This is a genomic window from uncultured Cedecea sp., from assembly GCF_947498825.1.
In the GTDB taxonomy this organism is placed as follows: Bacteria; Pseudomonadota; Gammaproteobacteria; order Enterobacterales; family Enterobacteriaceae; genus JGM124.
Window position 1 is genome coordinate 157,322 of record NZ_CANMLV010000002.1, and the last position, 14,307, is coordinate 171,628.

Here is a 14,307-nt window from a genome sequence, read left to right on the forward strand (position 1 = left end):
TATATTTTCTGCCTTTACATTTGCAGAGGTAAAAATAAAAAAAGCCCATTTTTACATGGGCTTAAGTCGTTATTTTGCCAGTCAGTACCAGCAAATACTTATCGCAGGATTATTCCCATTCAATTATCAATAGCTGATTTACTGCATTGATTTCATTGCGTTTGTTTCCAGACCATCTTGCCAATACCATCCAAAATACCATCCCCAGAAGCTTGCTTGGCGTTGCTTGCGATTGCTTGATGCTGCCAGGTTTTTGAGCGAATTACACGTTTTCGGGCATAAATGCTGCTTTTTGGGCAAATCGCTGGATCATGGTATTGATAAAGCGCTTTTCCATCACGGAGTGTTCCTATGCCACCGCAATGCGTGTATAATTGGGATAACAAAACCCGCCAAGGCTATGCGCGAAAGCGAATCCTCAAACCGGCGGGTTACTTTTTTCCAGGCCTGTACTCTAACTGCGCCAAATACGGCATGGGTTCATCATGCCGATACTAAGATTTCCTTTTCCCAAGCCGGCAACAACCTATGCCGAGCAGGTTTCCATCCTTCAGCAGCGCGGCATGCGTGTTGATGACCCAGCCTCTGCAGAATTTTACCTGCAGCACCTGAACTACTACCGCCTCAGTGCCTATTGGCTGCCTTTTGAAGCAAGCCATAACCCGCATGAATTTCAGCCGGGCACTCGGTTTGATGATGTACTGAACCTGTACGTATTTGACCGCAACCTTCGCCTGTTGGTTCTGGATGCCATCGAGCGCATAGAAGTCTCCGCTCGCAGCCAATGGGCCTACCATCTGGCACATCGTCATGGGCCTCATGCCCATCTGGACATTTCCCTTGCTGCCAGGCCCCACTTGTGGGAAACCAATATTGCCAAGTTGCGCAATGAGGTCGAGCGGTCAGATGAAGTCTTTATCAAACACCTCCAGAACAGCTATTCAGAATCCTTGCCCCCAGTCTGGGCTGTGTGCGAAGTCATGTCCCTGGGCCTGCTCTCACGCTGGTATGGCAACCTCAAACCCATGCAAACACGTCGTGCCATCGCCTCGACGTATAGCCTGGATGAAAAGGTATTAGGGTCTTGGCTGCATCACTTGGCTCTGGTGCGCAATACATGTGCTCACCATAGCCGTTTATGGAACCGGGAATTCACAATAACTCCGTTGCTGCCACGTAGTAAGCCCTCGTCATTGACATCGCAATTTCATGTCGGCTCTCGCAAGCTGTACAACTCGCTGGTCATTCTGTTGTATTGCATGGACATCGTGGCTCCTCAGCATAGCTGGAGACGGAGGCTAAAAGAGCTGATCAATCAGCACAAAATCCCCGTTTCCGCGATGGGCTTCCCGCCTCAGTGGCATCAGTTGCCAATCTGGCAGTAGACGACGTAAGCGCAACAGTGCGAACTGGATACTGTTTCTGTATCTGCATGCCGCTCTACGCGGTTTTAGGTTCTCCCGCCTCACACCACTAACCTACCCACCAACCAAGGCGCTCCCGACATAACTGGTGCCTGTGCTACGGGCGCGTCCCGGAGCACTTATGTCGAACGAACCCCTATCAGAGGTCATGCGTATTCGCCTGACCCCCGGCCAGCATCGGCGTCTTTCTGAAGCTGCCGCCCTGTCTGGCCTGAACCTGTCAGATTACGTACGCCGACGGCTGACCGCCGCCGATACCTTGGCCGAAGAGCTTGACGCCTTGCGCCAGGCGGTACGGCATCTGAGCCAAATTTCTGAAATCCACGCCGCCGCACTTGAAACGGCACTTCTGGTTCGCGCCACGGCACGGCCTGAACAAATCGCCATTGCCCAGGCGGCTATGCGTCGTCGCGGCATAGAACACCTTTCAGATTAAACGGGTTCACAACCCGCTTTAATTTCGACCCATACAGGCCCTACCCGCCTACATCACTCTTGCCAGGCATCGTCTGGCACCCTCCAGAAAAACACCGGAGAACATCCATGAAGCACCTTCCCACTGCGGTTGGCGTGCTGGCGTTCGCCTGCGCGTCCATCCCTGTCCTGGCCCAATCATCGGGCGAGCCATCCAACGATCTGCTAAGCGGCAAGACCCGCCTGGCCTGCGAAGCAATTCTCTGCTTGTCCAGCAGCTTGCAACCAGGCGAATGCGCCCCATCACTGAGCCATTACTTTGACATCAAAATTTTCCATAAAGGACGCCTGGACTGGGGTGACACGGTAGACGCCCGCCGCGCATTCCTGGGTATGTGTCCCGCATCTTCATCAGCCGAGATGCCTGCCCGACTGGATGCCATTTCCAGGGGTGCGGGAAAGTGCACTGCAGACTACCTGAACAGAGCCTATGCGAGCACCAGCTATCGCTACAAGCAGCGCAAAACATCCTGGAACGGCGAGGATTACACCGAGGCGTTTGACGTGCATCCCATCAAAACCGTAACCCTGGACACGTTGCCGTCCTATTGCGTGGCTTACAACGATCACGAATGGACTTATGAGCTGGGCATCAAGTATGTCGGCGAACCGCTCAAGGGTGGGCACTGGGTCAAGGCCTCGAACTACGACGCCGCACAGGCCAAGTGGCAGGCCGATCACAGTGGAACCTGGGCCAAGGGCTGGACGTTTTCTTGGGCCAACCCGAACACCGCCCCTTAATGGAGAAACGTATGCAGACTAGCTCAATGCGCCGTACCCATACTGTCAGCGCACCCTCTAAGCACAGCCTATCCGCAGACCTGGCCTTTCGGTTCGCGCAAGACGCCCAACGGGATCCTGTCGATGCGTTTCATGATGCACAAACGCTGTACCTGATCCTGCACGACATTCACCAGCTCGTAAACGACCCGACAACCCGCTATGTATTGACGGCTCGAATCCGGGAAGACCTGGCCCGCTGCGACTTGGCAGCGGTGCTAGCCGAAGCACAGCAACTGCTGCAGCTCAACGAACGCCGTTGCAATACATTTGCATCCGCCGACCGGGACCGACCTGATGATTGCTGAACTTGCCGCTTTAATGCTGACGTGCGCACCGAATATCCATCCGGTGACGCTAAAGGCGGTTATCCGACATGAATCCCGCCTCAACCCTTACGCCATTGGCGTAAACAACAAGCAACACCGACTAAAAAGCCAACCAGGCACCTTAGGCGATGCAAAGGAAATTGTTCAACGCCTGATCAAGCAAGGTATAGACTTTGACGCCGGGCTGGGTCAAATCAACGTTCGCAACTGGCAGTGGCTGGGTCTAACGCCCAAAACGGTCTTCGACCCTTGCACCAATCTGCAAGCCGCCCAGACGGTACTAACTGATTGCTACGCGCGGGCAGCCCGCCAGCTCAAGGCGCAACAAACGGCACTTCGGGCCGCGCTGTCCTGCTACAACACCGGCAATTTCCAGCGGGGCTTTAGCAATGGCTACGTAAGCAAAGTCCTGACTCAGGCGGGTATCAAGGTTCCCGCCATCGAAACTGCCCCTAACGACAGTCAGCCATCTGACACCAAGCAGGCCGTCACAAAAAAGCCTAGCGGCGACCCGGATGGGTTTACTGCACACCCAACCCCCGACGGCTTCACTCCGCCCCAGCCTCCCGCCACCGAAACCCCACCAGCCAGTACGTAGATAGCTGGCCTTCATTTCTTTTTAATTAACGCCTCTGCGACCAAAACGGGTCCCAGCGGCCGGAGCCATGACAATGTCACTTTTACCGTTTCTGCCTGATCCGTTCTCTCGCATCCTGACCCGCCTACGGGCACGTACCCCCTTGATAACAGCGCTTACCCTAGCCGGAGCATCCCGCGCTGCTCTTGCCCAAAGCACGGGCGGGCTAGCCAAAGCCCAGACCACACTGACCATCATCAAAGACAACCTTCTAATCATCCTGCCAATTGCGGCCATCATCATCGGCCTGATCATCGTCGTGCTGTATATGGCCGAGATCATGCGCAAGGATGACATGGTGCGCTGGCTTATCGGACTGGTGGTGGCCGGATCCATCGCGGAAATTGTCGCGCTGCTCTGGAAGTAACGACTATGAACATAACTTCCGACACGGCGGCAGAAAAGCCAGCCAGCACCACCTACCCCGTATTCAAGGGCCTCGGGCGTAGACCCACCTTTTTTGGCGTACCCACCACATTGCTATTTGGTGCCTTCATGCTGGTAGCGGTAATCACCATGCTTGCAGGTCTGGCATGGTGGGGGCTGTTGCTTGTCATCCTGCCTACGATTGCCATCGTCACCCGCCACGACGACAAGGCGTTTGATGTCCTCTGGCTGGAAGCCAAGACACGGGCCAGAAACCGAAACAAACGATTCTGGAACGGCTCAAGCTATTCGCCGCTGACCTATCACCGACGCCGCCCCTGGCGCACCCTTATTAATCGGAGAACTCAGCCATGACTGCTGCCCTGGCCCTCGATGAACGTCTGGTATCCCGCTACCTGCCGTACTCACACCACGTCACCGAACAAATTATTGCCTGCGACAACCAGGAATACATGGCTGTTATCAAGGTGGCTGGCCGTGTACCGGATGCCCACAGCCTGGACGAACAAAAGGAATGGATTGAGGCACTGCATAACGTCATACGAGGCATGCAGCTGGGCACCATCGGCCTGTACTCACATATTGTGCGCCGCCGCGTCAAGGAATATCCACAAAGTGATTTTCCGCAAGCCTTTGCAGCCCAGTTCGACAATGCCTACCGACGCACCTTTGATGCTCGTGGCCTGATGGTCAACGATTTGTATCTGACCGTGTTGGTACATCCGGTGGCCGACCCGGTCATGGGCACCTTTGCCAGCCTGGAAAAAGCCGATGCAACACGTCTGGCGCTGTGGCAAGCGGAATCCATAGACCGATTGCAAAACACGCTACGCGCATTGAAAGCCGGTCTGCATCGCTACGATCCAGAAGTCCTGGAGATCGTGCATCGTAACGGGCACGCTTTCAGTGAACCGGCTTCGTTCCTGGGATACCTCATATCAGGATCATGGCAAAGCGTACCTGTCACGCGTTCACGATTACGTGATGCACTACCCGACACTCGGCCTATTTTTTCCCGATTCGGAGAGATCGGGGAGCTACGCAGCATTCAATCATCACGGATTTTTGGCATGTTGGAGTTGCGCGATTACCCGGAAAACACCAAGCCTGGCCACATGGACAAGCTGCTGGCCTTGCCTTACGAATATGTGCTGACGCAATCGTGGGGCAGTTTTACCGGCGCGGCGGCAAAGGGGATGGTCAAGCGCCATCGCAAACTGCTGGCCGATTCTGGTGACGACTCTGTCAGCCAGGTCACTCAGCTTGATCAGATCATGGACGAGCTGACATCAGGACGCTTAGGACTGGGTGATCACCATGCCACGCTACTAATTTATGGCGACACACCCGCAGCGGTACGCCAGGCCATAGCCAATACAGCCAGCCTGATGGCCGAGGAAGCCATTGTCGCCAAACCGCTAGAACGCGCCCTGGAAGCGGGGTACTGGGCACAACTGCCGGGCAACTGGCATTGGCGACCACGCCCGGTACCGATCACCTCATACAACTTTCTATGCCTGTCTAGTCTGCACAATCAGTTGACTGGTAAACCGGCAGGTAATCCATGGGGCCCAGCAGTAACCATGCTCAAAACGCATACCGGCTCACCCTTTTTCTTCAGCTTTCATGCTTCGACGGAGGATTTGGACGACACCGGCAAGCGCCGCCCAGGGAACACAATGATCATAGGTATGACGGGCACCGGAAAAACCGTGCTTCAAGGGGTGCTGCTTACCCAGGCGCAAAAATTCGGTGCCACCTGCGTGATCTGGGATAAAGATCAAGGCATGCAGGTCTTGATCATGGCGCTGGGTGGCCGGTACTTCAACTTGCGCCAGGGAACACCCACGGGCTGGAATCCGTTTCAAATGGAGCCCACCAAAGGCAATGTCGCTTTTATGCGCCGTCTGGTTGTACACCTGGCATCGCTACGCGGCGAAGCCGTCACCACACGTCAGCGTGATGAAATCGCCAAAGCCATCGAACAAATGACAACGCTGATTGATCGAAAAAGCCGAGGCCTGTCCACCCTTAATACCTTGCTGCCCAATCCATTCTCTGAAGATGGGGGCAGCACCGTACACGCCCGTTTGGCTGCCTGGTGTCAGGACGGCGAATACGGCTGGGTGTTCGATAACCCAGAGGATCGGCTGGATCTGGATAGCGATGACCAACAGCTCCCCATCTTTGGGTTTGATTTGACCGAGCTGCTGGATGATGACGACGTACGCGGCGCTGCCACTATGTATCTACGTCATCGAGTCAACGCACTGCATAACGGACAACGCATCATCAACCTGTTCGATGAATGCCAGCACCCACTAAAAGACCAGCACTTTCAGGAGGACATGCAAGACGCCAGCCGCACGATACGCAAGAAAAACGGTGTCCTGGCGTTCGCCACGCAGGAGCCTGGGGCAATATTGGAAAACCCTGTGGGGCCGTCGCTTATTCAGCAGGCGGCAACCCTGATCTTTCTACCCAACCCAAGGGCCAAGGCCAAGGACTACATCACTGGATTCGGGCTATCCCCCAGCGAGTTTGAACTACTCAAATCCCTGGGTGAGGCCAGCCGCAAGTTCCTGATCAAGCAAGGCAGCAATGTCACCGTTGCCCAACTCGACTTAAACGGATGCGAGGATGAATTGCTGGTTTTCTCGGGCAGCCCAGATATGGCCGCTCTGGCCGAATCAGCCGTACAGCAGGCAGGACCAAACCCGGCTGACTGGTTGCCTGTGTATCTGAACTCTGTCAAAGGTGTACGGCAGTAACTTGGCTCGCCCCTAACCCGCAAGCACACCATACTTAAAGCTTTTTATGCCCAACAGGAGGATGCAACCATGAATCGACGACAGTTTCTGATGGCCGCAAGTGCCGTAACACTCACCACACTGGCCGGATGCCTGGACGATTCAGGTGCAAAGTTTGCGGGGTACTGGAAAGAAGAATTAACGGGCGACAAGAAATTCCCAGCGCTTATGCAGATACAGCCCAATGATTCGACCTATCTGATTACCGTACGCCTGCGTGACCGGGTTTTTGCCAAATACAAAACCTTCACAAAGCCTGGCAACGTCCAGGACAACATCATGATGGTCGATGGCAAATCCATGATTTCCTACACCAAGGCCACCGACACCGTTCAGGTTGGCAACGAACGCTACACCCGTATCACCGAGTCTGAATACAAGCAAGCCGTTAGCACAGACTAACCCCCCTTTCCCCTCTGGAGCCCATTATGAAGCGCAGCAAAACCCTTGCTGCCAGCCTAGTGCTGGCCGCAACATTTACGTCGTCCGCCTATGCCAACGGCATTCCGACGCTGGACATTAACTCCATCGCCCAACTGAAAGCTCTCCAGGAGCAAGTCCAGACGGCGATGCAGCAGCTCAATCAAGCCAAGGCACAGCTCGCCGCCCTGACGCAATCCAGCGGCTTTGGCTACGTCCTGAATAACCCCGGCGTACGAGAACAACTGCGCGGCGCTTTGCCCGCCGATGCAAATGCCTTGCTTGATCGGATGGAGAACGACAACTCGGGTATGTCTGGTGCCGTCGATAGCATCATCCAGGACGTGAACGCGCCCGTAAATTTTTCTGAAGATCGGACCAAACTTGCGGAACGCAAAATCAATATCGATGCCACGGCCAAGGCACTTTCCCAACGCGCCTACGATTCGATGACAAAGCGGCTGGAAGTTCTGGACGGCTTGCAAGCCAAAATCAACGAAACCACGAACCCCAAGGAAATCGCAGAACTACAGGCGCGTATCGCCATTGAGCAAGCCAACGTACAAACCGACCAGACCCGGATTGAACTGGCCAAACAGCAGCTAGACGCCGAACGCGCCTTACTCAACGCCCGCGCCGAACGCGTCTATGGCGGCTGGTTTGGCAACAGCGGACAGCAGCCCAACTAACAGGAGAATCTTATGGCCGGTGGATTCAATACCGCCACAGTCACGGCCCCACCCGACTCGGGCAGCATTGCACAGTGGATTACCAACCAGACCGACGCCGTATTGCAATCAGCCGTGGCGCAGCCGATTGAGCAATTAACGACGGCCCTGCTGCCTATCATTACCATGGGCTTGACCTTACAGTTCCTGGCCTACGCGTTTGCCATCATGCACGGTCAGGGCGGCATGACGGTGACCGAGTTTTTCAAGAAAGCCGTCATGGTTGCCATCATCGCTATGGTGGCAACCGCTGGGGGTCTGTATCAGACGGACATCTCCAAAACCATGCTGTCGCTACCCGATGATTTAACCGCCGTCGTAACGGGCAACACCACGGTTGCCGCCGAGGTGGACAAGCTGCAGCAGAAAACAACCGCCGCCACGGATCGAATGGGATCAGCAGGCGGAGAGTCCAACAGCTGGTACAGCGTGCTACCCAGTACCAAGGAGGTCTTTGTAGGGATTTTAACGTTTGCCGTCACCATCAATTCAGCCGTTATCGGTGCGGCAATCGCCGTCATTATGGTGGTCATCAAGGTGGGTATGGCACTTGTCGTCGCCACAGGCCCTTTGTTCATCGCGGGTCTGTTATTTGAACCAACCAAAAAGCTTTTCGATAGCTGGGTAGCGCAAGCCTTGAACTTCATTTTTCTGGCGCTTCTCGCGGGCCTGATCTTCGCCATCCTGCTGCAAATGAACTTGCAGTTCATTGAGGCCATGGCGAAATTCATCGACGAAGGCGAGACCAATCTGCTCGCGCTTCTTGCGGGACAACTTCTAGTCGGCATTGCCAGCATCGCCATCATGCTGATGCTGCCTGGCCTGGCAGCCGGTCTATCGGGCGGCTTCGGCGCTCAGATGGGGATCGGTGCAGCCGGTCGCGGCGCATTTACTGCTATGCGCATTTCCAGAATGCTTCCTCGCATGCCCAAGGGCAAATAGCCCGCTTTCCCCCTCTTTACCCTCAACGCCTGCCGATGCCTTTGCACTGCGGGCCAGGAGTCTTTTACCTATGAAAACCCTGATTACCGCCCTGGTGCTGGCTGGAATGCTTTCAGCTTGCGCGTTTCACGCACCGCAAGCCCCTCAACCTGCCGACTCGCCACGCCTACCCGTGAACGCGACTGCACCATATGCCCAAGGAGGCTGAATTGTGAACGATCAAATCAAGTCAGAAGACTTGGCCGCACACCTGGAAAGGTCACGCGGCCTGGAACGCGACTACCTGGGCGAACTGGTCACCAGCCGCCGACGTGCCTGGCGTATCGCGACAGCAGCGGGCGTGCTGGCTTTTGCTGCCGTAGGTGCTGTGGCGGGTTTGACCCCGCTAAAAGCACCGCCAGAAATGTATGTCGTACGCGTCGATAACGCCACCGGTTCAATCGAACACGTCAGCACACTGGGTGAACCCATGGACGATTACGGCAATCGCATTGCCAAGTATTTTCTAAACACCTACGTCCTGAACTGCGAGGGTTATAGCTGGCAAACGATACAAGAGCAGTTTGATACCTGCGCCCTGCTTTCATCCCCGCCCATGCAGACCCGCTACGGAAAGCGTTACGAAGGGCCGGATGCACCCACTACCCGCCTGCGCGACCTTGGCGCGATAGACGTGCAGGTGCACTCGATCACCCTGGGTGCAAACCAATCGGCCACCGTACGGTTTACGACGCTGGAACACGAAGTAGCCAGCGGCCAAACCCAAAGCACACGCCATTTAATCGCCACGATGGCTTACGAGTACGTCAATGTTCCATTGACCGAAAATGTGGCCAGGCGCAATCCCCTGGGGTTTCAGGTCGTGCGTTATGACCTGGCCTCTGACCTATCGCGCTAAAAGGAGTACGCATGTTGCACAAGCTCATTACCTGCCACGCCGTCGTGCTGGCACTGGCCTGCGCCCTGCCAGGCCCCGTATCAGCGCTGGACTTACCCAAGCATTCCCGCGCTGATTCCAGAATTCGCTATGCCAACTACAACCCGGCTGATGTGATCCAGCTTGATGCCGTCATCGGTGTGGCCACCCATATCGTTCTGGAAGAAAACGAGGAATACGTCTACCACGTCTTTGGTGACTCCGAGGCCTATGCGTTCACACACAAGGCCAATCACCTGTTCTTCAAGCCCGTTGCTGACGACGCCGACACCAACCTGATTGTCGTCACCAATCGGCGCAACTACACCTTTCGAATCAGCTACAGCCCAAACCCCAAGGCCCGTGCCTTGTACAAGCTGGTGCTTCGCTACCCGGATACTGAAGTACAGCGCACCCGTAAGGCGGCTGAAAAAAGAGCCATCCAAACCGCATTTCAAAAAGTCGGACAGCCCATCAACTGGCAGTCATACAGCAAAAGCGGCGACATCAGCCTGGCGCCCGTACACGCCTGGGACGATGGCCAACAAACATGGATGCAGTTTTCCCGCACGGCAGATATTCCCGCCGTATACCGCGTCACTGCGGACGGCCAAGAGGTTATTACGAACTACCACATGGCCGACGAACGCACGATGGTACTGCATCGCACCGCCTCAAAATGGCATATACGCCTGGGCAATCAGGTTGCCGCGATTCACAACACCAGCTCTGGCCAGACTTCCGCGATGGAGCATACCGGCACGGCCTCCCCAAATGTCAGACGTGTCATCCAGGGTTCTGACGCTAATAAATCCAGCCTAACGATTTCTAAAGAGCGATAAACCATGACGGAACACATCAATGAACCAGGTATTACGGTTCTGGACAGCGAACGCGGCCCCGCCCAACTGGACGATACAAAACGCACCGTACCACGCGGGGCACGGGCGTTCTTATGGCTCACGGGTCTTGCGGCAGTCGCTGTCACGGCTGGTGTATTCATCAGCACATTGGACAGACAGGCGGCACAAGAGTCGCAGGGTCTGGAGGCCACTCGTAGCGGGATCACAAACCGGCTATCGGCACCCCAGGTACAACGCACACCGCCCCCAAGCAACGCTGCCCCGGCCGTGCCTACACCAAAGCAGACGCCAGCCACCGTTCCCGTCATTATCAATAGCGGCCTCGCGCTACCGGACGACACCACGGCCAGGCGCTTGCGCAGCCCGCTAAGAGCCGAAAACGAGCCGTCTGCTGAAAGCCCTGCAAACACAAGCGCAGCGGCGAGCGGCCCAATGCGTGATTCCGGCCCCTTGGCCGACAAGCTGCACCCACTGGAACTGGCACCCTCCGTCGCTGGACAACTGGGAGATCGCAATTTCCTTATTACCCAGGGCACCATGATCGACTGCACCTTACAAACGCGATTGATCAGCACCCACGCGGGATTACTGACCTGCCTGGCCACGCACGACATCATGAGTGCAAACGGCAAGGTCAAACTCATTGATCGGGGAACGAAGTTCACCGGCTACCAGTCAGGCGGCATCGTCCAAGGTCAGGCCCGAGCATTTATTACCTGGAACCGCCTTGAAACGCCTACAGGTGTCATTCTGAACCTGGCCTCTCCGGGCACGGGGCCACTAGGCGAAGCGGGCGTCGATGGCTACGTTGATAACCACTTTTGGGATCGGTTCGGCAACGCGATCTTGCTAAGCCTTATCGGCGACCTGGGCAACTGGGCAAGCAGTCAAGGCCAGCAAGGGGATAACAACATCCGGTTCGATTCCACACGCGAAGGTGGGCAGGAAGTCATTGCCAAGATACTGGAGCATTCCCTGGATATCCCCCCAACTCTCTACAAAAACCAGGGCGAACGCATCGGCATCATGGTCGCCCGCGATCTGGATTTCAGCCACGTCTATGACCTTAAACCCACCTCAAACTACCATTCCCTTCGATAGGGCCATTTCAGCACGCACGTTCTTGCGGCCCATTGCCCCCTTCCTGGACGACCCTGCCATCACCGAACTGGCCATCGTACGCCCTGGCGAGCTTTTCACCCGACAGGCCGGGGCCTGGCATCACCAACAATGCCCCGCCTTAACCTACGATCACCTAGCAGCCTTGGCCAATGCCCTGACTGTCTACAACAAGCTGGGTACAACACCCATCCTGTCAGTTGTTCTGCCCGACGGTGAACGCGGGCAGATCATCCAGCCACCAGCCTGCCTGGACGGCACCATCGCCATGAACATCCGTAAACATACCCAGGTGGTTAAAACCCTGGACGACCTGGACACAGACGGCGCTTTTGATCATGTTCACGATAGCGCCAACGAGATTTGTGCCGATGGCCTGATGCCAACAGATCACCGGTTATTGGTCCTTAAAAATGCCGGACGCATGGTCGAGTTTTTGCATGAGGCCGTGCAAGCACGGCGCAACATCGTTATTGCCGGTGCCACTGGATCAGGAAAAACCACCTTTGCCCGGTCGCTGATCGAACGTGTACCGCTAAACGAGCGCTTGATCACCATCGAAGACGTTCACGAGCTGGTGCTGCCTAATCACCCCAACCGAGTCCACATGATGTACGGCGGCACCCGTGGCCGCGTCACCGCCATGGACTGCATTGCCGCCTGCATGCGTCTGACGCCTGATCGAATATTTTTGGCTGAACTGCGCGGTGCGGAAGCCTGGGAATACCTGGCGGCATTAAACACCGGTCACCCTGGCTCAATTACAACGACACACGCCAATAGCGCCGCCGACACCTACGACCGGCTGGTTACGCTGATTAAGCAATCACCTACGGGCGGGCAACTTGATCTGAATACCATTCGAGATTTTTTGACTCATACGGTGGACATCGTGCTGTATTACGAGCACTACCGCCTCACCCAGGTCTGGTACGAACCGCGTCGGCGCACGTTGGCGACCGCTAACCAAGGAAACCTTTATGGCTGAACCACACGAAGGCGTAGGGTTTCGCGCGATTGCCTACAGCGTCATGCAAAAAGCCTATAACGATGGCATGGCTCAACGCAAAACCTCCGATCAAATTGCCGCCGACATTGATGCCGCCTACCCATGGCAGATTCCACGCCAAGGGCACCGATATAAATGTTGGAAGGCCGTACGTCGCGAATTCTTCAAACGCCACAGTCTGCCAGGGCTACGTCCTGCAAAGCCCATTCAGCGACTTGCCCAAAAGCTGCTAAGAAGCCGCTGACGCGCCGCAGCAAAGCTGCACTCTGGCTAATCAGGCCATTGCTGCCCAGCCTATCCCATTGATCAGACACACGCCGCACCGCTGACGCTCGTCGCTAGCTGTGCCGCACGTCCTTTCACGCGTAACAAGGGGTAGGCGGCGCAAGTATTTGCGCGGGCTTATCCCTGCGCACCTGCACGGAATCATCGCGCATGAGTAACCCTCACCTACCCTTCCCAAGAGCCACAAACCTGCATCGTCTATCCACGGCCTTGGAATTCGCCCATAAGAAAGCCGCTGAGTCCCTTGCCGCAGCCGCTGAAAAGGAGGCCAACACTCCTGTTCCCCTAGTCCTACCCGGACTATCTGAAAATGTGCGGGCCATACCCAACTACATCGCCCGCAGCGCAATTTTTGCACCAGTTCGTCGAGGATGGCGACCACTGCACGATGAAACAGTATTCCTTAGTGGCAATAACATCCTGCTCAAAGGCTCCGGCAAGCAACTGTCCGAAGATCATGCCGATATCTGGATGCACGCCATGTTTCTACAAACCACCGCCCTACTCGGCGATCAACCCGCCATCAACCGAGCGGATTTTCTGCGCGGCATGGGCAGAAACACCAGCGGAGCCAGCTACGAATGGCTGCACCAAGGCATGAAAGACCTGGCCCGTTTCACAATCTCCATTGAAGCCAAGCGCAAGAATGGCAGCGTCAAATACAGCTACGGCAATCACCCATCAGCGCGGGTGCTGGCCATGATAGGAGGCTTTGACTACAACGAAGCTAGCGGGGTGTACACGCTATATGTGGATCCACGCTGGGCGCAGATTTTCAGCAATCGCGAGTACGCGTTAGTAGACTGGGAAAAACGCTTACGTATGCGTCACGACCTGTCCAAAAGCCTGCAACGACTAATTGGCACATCAGCCGATGAAATCCAGAAATACAGTCTGGATATTCTTAAAGAACGGGCCCAATACACCGGTCGCCTACGGGATTTTCAGGCTTCTCTGGAACGTTCTCTGCTGGAGCTTGAAAGGTTGGAAATTATCGCCAACCCTCGTATCGAAACCAGCAGTAAAAACCAACTGCAGGCGGTCTGGATGCGCTTGAATCGGTAAATATAACAGCCATTGAGCAGTAGTTTCGGGCTGTGGATAACTCAATTTATCCATCGTAATAGCATCGCGCCTGCATCGTAACAGCATCGCGGCTTATCGTAATAACATCGCGCTTTATC

Annotated in this window: 17 protein-coding genes; all 17 read left to right on the plus strand. The window is 55.6% G+C overall.

Annotation, left to right across the window (positions count from 1 at the left end; genetic code table 11):
• Positions 1-485: 485 nt before the first annotated feature.
• The 17 genes from Q1A40_RS04115 (at position 486) to Q1A40_RS04195 (ending at position 14,188) form a co-directional block, all read left to right on the plus strand.
• A complete protein-coding gene (locus Q1A40_RS04115; RefSeq protein WP_299998163.1) occupies positions 486-1,385 on the plus strand; it encodes an Abi family protein in 900 nt (299 codons plus the stop codon).
• A gap of 160 nt (positions 1,386-1,545) precedes the next feature.
• Positions 1,546-1,860 carry a DUF1778 domain-containing protein gene (locus tag Q1A40_RS04120; protein WP_299998164.1) on the plus strand — a complete coding sequence of 105 codons (315 nt, stop codon included), beginning with the start codon at positions 1,546-1,548 and terminating at the stop codon, positions 1,858-1,860.
• Between the two features lie 107 nt (positions 1,861-1,967).
• Positions 1,968-2,639, plus strand: a complete 672-nt coding sequence (locus tag Q1A40_RS04125) for a TrbM/KikA/MpfK family conjugal transfer protein (protein ID WP_299998165.1) — start codon at positions 1,968-1,970, stop codon at positions 2,637-2,639.
• Between the two features lie 11 nt (positions 2,640-2,650).
• Entirely contained in the window at positions 2,651-2,986 is a 336-nt protein-coding gene (locus Q1A40_RS04130) for a hypothetical protein (protein WP_299998166.1), read from the plus strand.
• Positions 2,976-3,605, plus strand: a complete 630-nt coding sequence (locus Q1A40_RS04135) for a lytic transglycosylase domain-containing protein (protein WP_299998167.1) — start codon at positions 2,976-2,978, stop codon at positions 3,603-3,605. Before Q1A40_RS04130 ends, Q1A40_RS04135 begins: the two co-directional genes overlap by 11 nt.
• A 73-nt stretch (positions 3,606-3,678) precedes the next feature.
• On the plus strand, positions 3,679-4,011 hold the full coding sequence (locus Q1A40_RS04140; RefSeq protein ID WP_299998168.1) for a TrbC/VirB2 family protein: 333 nt from the start codon (positions 3,679-3,681) through the stop codon (positions 4,009-4,011).
• Between the two features lie 5 nt (positions 4,012-4,016).
• Positions 4,017-4,385 carry a VirB3 family type IV secretion system protein gene (locus Q1A40_RS04145; protein ID WP_299998169.1) on the plus strand — a complete coding sequence of 123 codons (369 nt, stop codon included), beginning with the start codon at positions 4,017-4,019 and terminating at the stop codon, positions 4,383-4,385.
• Entirely contained in the window at positions 4,382-6,802 is a 2,421-nt protein-coding gene (locus Q1A40_RS04150) for a VirB4 family type IV secretion/conjugal transfer ATPase (protein WP_299998170.1), read from the plus strand. The genes Q1A40_RS04145 and Q1A40_RS04150 overlap by 4 nt, the downstream gene beginning before the upstream one ends.
• Positions 6,803-6,871: 69 nt before the next feature.
• Positions 6,872-7,243, plus strand: a complete 372-nt coding sequence (locus Q1A40_RS04155; RefSeq protein ID WP_299998171.1) for a hypothetical protein — start codon at positions 6,872-6,874, stop codon at positions 7,241-7,243.
• A gap of 26 nt (positions 7,244-7,269) precedes the next feature.
• On the plus strand, positions 7,270-7,950 hold the full coding sequence (locus Q1A40_RS04160) for a type IV secretion system protein (protein WP_299998172.1): 681 nt from the start codon (positions 7,270-7,272) through the stop codon (positions 7,948-7,950).
• Positions 7,951-7,962: 12 nt separating this feature from the next.
• Positions 7,963-8,931 carry a type IV secretion system protein gene (locus Q1A40_RS04165; RefSeq protein ID WP_299998173.1) on the plus strand — a complete coding sequence of 323 codons (969 nt, stop codon included), beginning with the start codon at positions 7,963-7,965 and terminating at the stop codon, positions 8,929-8,931.
• A gap of 211 nt (positions 8,932-9,142) precedes the next feature.
• Entirely contained in the window at positions 9,143-9,829 is a 687-nt protein-coding gene (locus Q1A40_RS04170; RefSeq protein ID WP_299998174.1) for a virB8 family protein, read from the plus strand.
• Between the two features lie 11 nt (positions 9,830-9,840).
• Positions 9,841-10,689 (plus strand): TrbG/VirB9 family P-type conjugative transfer protein, encoded by an 849-nt coding sequence (locus Q1A40_RS04175; protein WP_299998175.1) that lies wholly within the window; start codon positions 9,841-9,843, stop codon positions 10,687-10,689.
• A 3-nt stretch (positions 10,690-10,692) separates the two neighbouring features.
• On the plus strand, positions 10,693-11,811 hold the full coding sequence (gene virB10 / locus Q1A40_RS04180; protein ID WP_299998176.1) for a type IV secretion system protein VirB10: 1,119 nt from the start codon (positions 10,693-10,695) through the stop codon (positions 11,809-11,811).
• Positions 11,771-12,817, plus strand: coding sequence for a P-type DNA transfer ATPase VirB11 (gene virB11 / locus Q1A40_RS04185; protein WP_299998177.1), 1,047 nt, complete (start codon positions 11,771-11,773; stop codon positions 12,815-12,817). Before virB10 ends, virB11 begins: the two co-directional genes overlap by 41 nt.
• Positions 12,810-13,082, plus strand: coding sequence for a hypothetical protein (locus Q1A40_RS04190; RefSeq protein ID WP_299998178.1), 273 nt, complete (start codon positions 12,810-12,812; stop codon positions 13,080-13,082). The genes virB11 and Q1A40_RS04190 overlap by 8 nt, the downstream gene beginning before the upstream one ends.
• Positions 13,083-13,273: 191 nt before the next feature.
• Positions 13,274-14,188: a plasmid stabilization protein gene (locus tag Q1A40_RS04195; protein WP_299998179.1), complete on the plus strand. Its 915-nt coding sequence runs from the start codon at positions 13,274-13,276 to the stop codon at positions 14,186-14,188.
• Positions 14,189-14,307: the final 119 nt, after the last annotated feature.

Bases quoted from the DNA above. Each gene is read 5' to 3' on its own strand.
- Q1A40_RS04115 (WP_299998163.1), top strand. From the start codon at position 486: ATGCCGATACTAAGATTTCCTTTTCCCAAGCCGGCAACAACCTATGCC.
- Q1A40_RS04120 (WP_299998164.1), top strand. From the start codon at position 1,546: ATGTCGAACGAACCCCTATCAGAGGTCATGCGTATTCGCCTGACCCCC.
- Q1A40_RS04125 (WP_299998165.1), top strand. From the start codon at position 1,968: ATGAAGCACCTTCCCACTGCGGTTGGCGTGCTGGCGTTCGCCTGCGCG.
- Q1A40_RS04130 (WP_299998166.1), top strand. From the start codon at position 2,651: ATGCAGACTAGCTCAATGCGCCGTACCCATACTGTCAGCGCACCCTCT.
- Q1A40_RS04135 (WP_299998167.1), top strand. From the start codon at position 2,976: ATGATTGCTGAACTTGCCGCTTTAATGCTGACGTGCGCACCGAATATC.
- Q1A40_RS04140 (WP_299998168.1), top strand. From the start codon at position 3,679: ATGTCACTTTTACCGTTTCTGCCTGATCCGTTCTCTCGCATCCTGACC.
- Q1A40_RS04145 (WP_299998169.1), top strand. From the start codon at position 4,017: ATGAACATAACTTCCGACACGGCGGCAGAAAAGCCAGCCAGCACCACC.
- Q1A40_RS04150 (WP_299998170.1), top strand. From the start codon at position 4,382: ATGACTGCTGCCCTGGCCCTCGATGAACGTCTGGTATCCCGCTACCTG.
- Q1A40_RS04155 (WP_299998171.1), top strand. From the start codon at position 6,872: ATGAATCGACGACAGTTTCTGATGGCCGCAAGTGCCGTAACACTCACC.
- Q1A40_RS04160 (WP_299998172.1), top strand. From the start codon at position 7,270: ATGAAGCGCAGCAAAACCCTTGCTGCCAGCCTAGTGCTGGCCGCAACA.
- Q1A40_RS04165 (WP_299998173.1), top strand. From the start codon at position 7,963: ATGGCCGGTGGATTCAATACCGCCACAGTCACGGCCCCACCCGACTCG.
- Q1A40_RS04175 (WP_299998175.1), top strand. From the start codon at position 9,841: ATGTTGCACAAGCTCATTACCTGCCACGCCGTCGTGCTGGCACTGGCC.
- virB10 (WP_299998176.1), top strand. From the start codon at position 10,693: ATGACGGAACACATCAATGAACCAGGTATTACGGTTCTGGACAGCGAA.
- virB11 (WP_299998177.1), top strand. From the start codon at position 11,771: ATGACCTTAAACCCACCTCAAACTACCATTCCCTTCGATAGGGCCATT.
- Q1A40_RS04190 (WP_299998178.1), top strand. From the start codon at position 12,810: ATGGCTGAACCACACGAAGGCGTAGGGTTTCGCGCGATTGCCTACAGC.
- Q1A40_RS04195 (WP_299998179.1), top strand. From the start codon at position 13,274: ATGAGTAACCCTCACCTACCCTTCCCAAGAGCCACAAACCTGCATCGT.